Source organism: Lactobacillus sp. UMNPBX4, assembly GCF_002554115.1.
GTDB lineage: Bacteria > Bacillota > Bacilli > Lactobacillales > Lactobacillaceae > Lactobacillus > Lactobacillus gallinarum.
Genome location: NZ_PCZF01000078.1, coordinates 1 through 3,909 on the forward strand (window position 1 = coordinate 1; position 3,909 = coordinate 3,909).

Genomic DNA, 3,909 nt, shown 5'->3' on the forward strand with positions numbered 1-3,909 from the left:
AATGATCTAAAAGCTTAAACTATCAATTTGTCAATGTCTTAACTTAATGACATTGAGCTCATAGCTGGCAGTATTTTTTATTATATGCGTTTAATCATGTGATCGTATGTCCGATCCCCAATTGTCATTGTCTTTTCAGTTTGATAGCCCTTGTGCTCATATAATCGTTGCGCACGTGGATTTTCTTGATCAACATTTAAACTCAAAATATGATAGCCTTGCTTAGCCGCAACTTTTTCAGCTTCATCAAGCAAGTGACTAGCAATCTTTTCTCCCCAATGATCAGGATCAACCGCTAAGGCATCAATATACCATTCATGTGGCCAAGCTTCTTGATCTGAAAAGATCACCGTTGAGATTGGCAAGCCTGCTTTTGCATAATCATGACGCAAGACTATATCAATAATCTTTTGATCCTTGTATGGGTACATATCAAGAATACCGACTACTTTACCCGCTTTCTCACTTACCCAGATACGGCGGTATGAGTAGCGGTAATCCTCTGAGATAAAACCTAATTTCATCAAACTATAAAATTGATCCTCTGGTAACTTTTCAATCGTCTCCATCTGCATTTCATCAAAAATCTGCTTCAAAATTGGATATACAAATGGAAAATCTGTTTTTCTCGCTCTTCTAATCATTATTCTTCCCTTTCATGCTTTTTACTATAAGTATAAGCCACATTTTCGTTAAAACAAAAACTATCATTTTTGAAACTTATATGGTGTATTATAAGTAGATAAAGTAAGTGCTTACTTTAATATAAATTTTAGAAATAAGGTGTTGTTGTGATATCAAATACTGAAATTGATTGGATTTCCTTCAATGAAAATATAAAATACCACACATCTAAAGACACCCATCAAGCCAGGAGTCATGCGTAAAAGGCGTTTGATTCGTGGCTTGGATACAAAAAGACGAGGATTACAATTGTAGTCCTCGCTTTTGGTTTTAATCTTATTTTCCAAATAAATCCGCATAAATTTTATCAGCGCTATTACTCAAATCGCCATACCGACTGCTATCTGTACTTTGCAAAATCACTGCATTTTGCCCATCTTTAGAAATGTGTAAAAAGTTGCAATAGCCATAACCATTACCGTTAGATTCGTAATGGTTATTTTTAGTGTACAGACCCCCGCGGTAATGTGAAGTATTATTTCCAGGAGCGTAAATGATGTCTTTATTTTGCGAAGATAGCAGCTTGCCATTTAGTAAATCTAAACTTACCTTATACAAATCATCATTCGACATGGCAACACTGCCCGCATAATCATTCCTGCCGTTAATTTCTTTTGCACGGAATTAATTAAATAAGCGGAATTCGCGTTGCCTACCGTTGTATACTGCCATATTCGTTGTTTATTTTTATATATCGTCAGATTACCCTTAAGACCGGCATTATCCAGCAGCTTTTTGTATTCTTGCACTTTTTCTGATTGCAGTGCAGATTGTTGATTGGGAGTAATGAATCTAGTTTTAATGAAAAGAAAGCCGCAAAACAAAATATAGGCCACAAATAAGCCAACTGTGATCTTCTTTTTCATTTTCTTCCCCAATAACTAACAGAAAAACCAGCGTTAACTTTACGCTGGTTTTAATAATACCTTAGCTTATTCTACAATAGCTAGTTTATTTTTATAATTTCTTACCTAATTCCTTGATGTACTTACGAAGTGCATCGCGTGTCTCTGGGTGAGTTAAACCATATTGAATAGAAGTTTCAAGGTAACCTTCCTTATTACCCACATCAAAGCGTTCGCCCTTAAATACATGGGCAAATACACGTTGAGTCTTGTTCATGGTATCAATGGCGTCAGTTAATTGAATTTCGCCGCCACGACCTGGCTTTTGGTGTTCCAAAATGTCGAAAATTTCAGGTGTCAACAAGTAACGGCCGATAATTGCCAAGTCACTTGGAGCCTTGTCAACAGCTGGCTTTTCCACAAAGTTTTTAACATTGTATAAATCAGGTGCAATATTGCCATCTGGAGCAATTACACCATACTTGGAAACTTCCTTGTGTGGCACCTTCATAACGGCAATGGTTGATGCGTGAGTCTTGTCGTAATCGTTGATCAATTGCTTAGTCAAAGGCACCTTGTCCTTCATCAAGTCGTCGCCAAGCATAATCACGAATGGTTCACCAGCTACGAAGCTACGTGCGCGGTAGACTGCATCCCCCAAGCCAGCTGGGTGTGGTTGACGAGTGTAGTACAAGTTCACACCCAAATCAGTAATTTCTTGGGTTAACTTAAGCAAACCAGACTTACCGGTCTTTTCCAAGTCTTGCTCCAATTCGGGATTAGAGTCAAAGTGGTTTTCAATCGCACGCTTATTTTTACCAGTAACGATCAAAATATCTTCGATTCCTGAAGCCTTTGCTTCTTCAACGATAAATTGAATGGTTGGCTTGTCAACAATTGGCAACATTTCCTTAGGCAATGCCTTAGTTGCTGGCAAAAATCTAGTGCCTAATCCTGCTGCAGGGATAATCGCTTTTCTTACTTTCATACTTTCTATACCTCCTCCAAAGATTATAATTAAATATATTTTAAAACATTCTTTAAAATTTTGCTCGTTTTCTGCAGATTTGCAGATTAAAATGATGACCAGATTAATCAATCATTATCTGTATCGTCGCCATTGATAATATCCGCAAAACCGCTTTTAACATCTTTATTAGCTGTTTCTTTAACAGCAATATAATTTCCATTGGTCGTTTGATCAACTAACACAATAGGTTGATTATCATGAACACAGAATAGATACGTTATATGTTGTTCAGCATCGTCATCATTATAATTAAAGATCGAAACTACCTGATAATCATATTTTTTCTTTAATTCTGGATCCCATCCGATATCGATACTTTCGCTTTCATCAGCATCTTTGTCACTATCATCAACTAGTTTCATTTTTCCATCTTTAAAAATATCTGGATACTCCTCGCCAGCTCTAGTCTTTAGCTGCTCATCACCAGTATATTCATCACAATCCTGGTCCATCTTATCGCCAAAATCACTCATAAAATCAGATAATTTTTCTTCTTTGGAATCATTCCACGATAACTTACTAGTATCTTCTGTACCACTTTTGGTATTTTTATCTGATGATTGTCTATTATTCTTTTTTTGCACAGAAACTTTTACCTTTTTACCAATATTTTGTACATCTTTTTTACATGAGCTATGTGCTACTTTTTTAGCTAAAGCACGAAAATATACAGGTTGTGTAGCGCCCTTTTTACTATCTACAAAAGTAATTTGTGCCCTCTGAGGGTGATTTATATCAGATACTACATAACCGACCTCTGGCGTTACTACATATACTGCTCCTTGTGCAGGAGCTTTTACATTATAATCACCAAAATCATATTCAGGATATGAAGTAATATTTAAATCACCATTTTGCACGTTATCAAACGCTTTTTCCAAATCGGGATTATCTTGGAAATTCATATGAGCAAATGCAATAATGAATCCAGCCGTATCATGTGCCGTCATTTTATCGCTATTATAGCCTATTGATTCAGCAGCCTGATCAACAGCCTCTCCTTTTTTATGTCCAACAAAAGGAATAGAATTAGCATAATTACTATTCTGGCTTTGTAAAGTAAAGAACACGACTCCACCAGCGGCAAGTACTATTGTACAAGTTGCAATTATTAAGCAATTACGTCGAATTCTACTATTTTCCTTTTGCTTTTCGCTCCCAATAATCGGTTTTATCCTAGATTTATTTTGATCGCTTAAATTAGTACCACATTGATCACAAAACTTATCATTGGCATCGATTTTTGAACCACATTTTGGGCAATATTTTATTTTTCTCCTCTTTTTAATCCATTAGCTTTTTCTACTCTAAGTCAAGTGTTATCAACGATTTTAAGCAATTTTATTTTGA

The 3,909-nt window shown here is 35.9% G+C and carries 5 protein-coding genes and 1 pseudogene; all 6 read right to left on the reverse strand.

Annotated elements, in window-relative coordinates; genetic code table 11:
* Nucleotides 1-80: 80 nt before the first annotated feature.
* Nucleotides 81-644, reverse strand: a complete 564-nt coding sequence (locus tag CP355_RS09480) for a GNAT family N-acetyltransferase (protein WP_098044414.1) — start codon at nucleotides 642-644, stop codon at nucleotides 81-83.
* A gap of 316 nt (nucleotides 645-960) precedes the next feature.
* A complete protein-coding gene (locus CP355_RS10670; RefSeq protein WP_233185888.1) occupies nucleotides 961-1,257 on the reverse strand; it encodes a hypothetical protein in 297 nt (98 codons plus the stop codon).
* The gene (locus CP355_RS10675; RefSeq protein ID WP_233187033.1) at nucleotides 1,230-1,550 is read right to left on the reverse strand and encodes a hypothetical protein; all 321 of its coding nucleotides are present in this window, start codon (nucleotides 1,548-1,550) and stop codon (nucleotides 1,230-1,232) included. Before CP355_RS10675 ends, CP355_RS10670 begins: the two co-directional genes overlap by 28 nt.
* Nucleotides 1,551-1,641: 91 nt before the next feature.
* Nucleotides 1,642-2,517, reverse strand: coding sequence for a UTP--glucose-1-phosphate uridylyltransferase GalU (gene galU, locus CP355_RS09490; RefSeq protein WP_087176325.1), 876 nt, complete (start codon nucleotides 2,515-2,517; stop codon nucleotides 1,642-1,644).
* A gap of 107 nt (nucleotides 2,518-2,624) precedes the next feature.
* Nucleotides 2,625-3,629 (reverse strand): DUF4767 domain-containing protein, encoded by a 1,005-nt coding sequence (locus tag CP355_RS09495; protein ID WP_098044415.1) that lies wholly within the window; start codon nucleotides 3,627-3,629, stop codon nucleotides 2,625-2,627.
* A 132-nt stretch (nucleotides 3,630-3,761) separates the two neighbouring features.
* Nucleotides 3,762-3,848 (reverse strand): annotated as a pseudogene (locus CP355_RS10845) (zinc-ribbon domain-containing protein); the annotation flags it as partial.
* Nucleotides 3,849-3,909 lie beyond the last annotated feature (61 nt).

Excerpts from the sequence above, each read along its gene's own strand:
- CP355_RS10675 (WP_233187033.1), bottom strand. The coding sequence starts at position 1,550 with ATGAAAAAGAAGATCACAGTTGGCTTATTTGTGGCCTATATTTTGTTT.
- CP355_RS10670 (WP_233185888.1), bottom strand. The coding sequence starts at position 1,257 with ATGTCGAATGATGATTTGTATAAGGTAAGTTTAGATTTACTAAATGGC.
- CP355_RS09480 (WP_098044414.1), bottom strand. The coding sequence starts at position 644 with ATGATTAGAAGAGCGAGAAAAACAGATTTTCCATTTGTATATCCAATT.
- galU (WP_087176325.1), bottom strand. The coding sequence starts at position 2,517 with ATGAAAGTAAGAAAAGCGATTATCCCTGCAGCAGGATTAGGCACTAGA.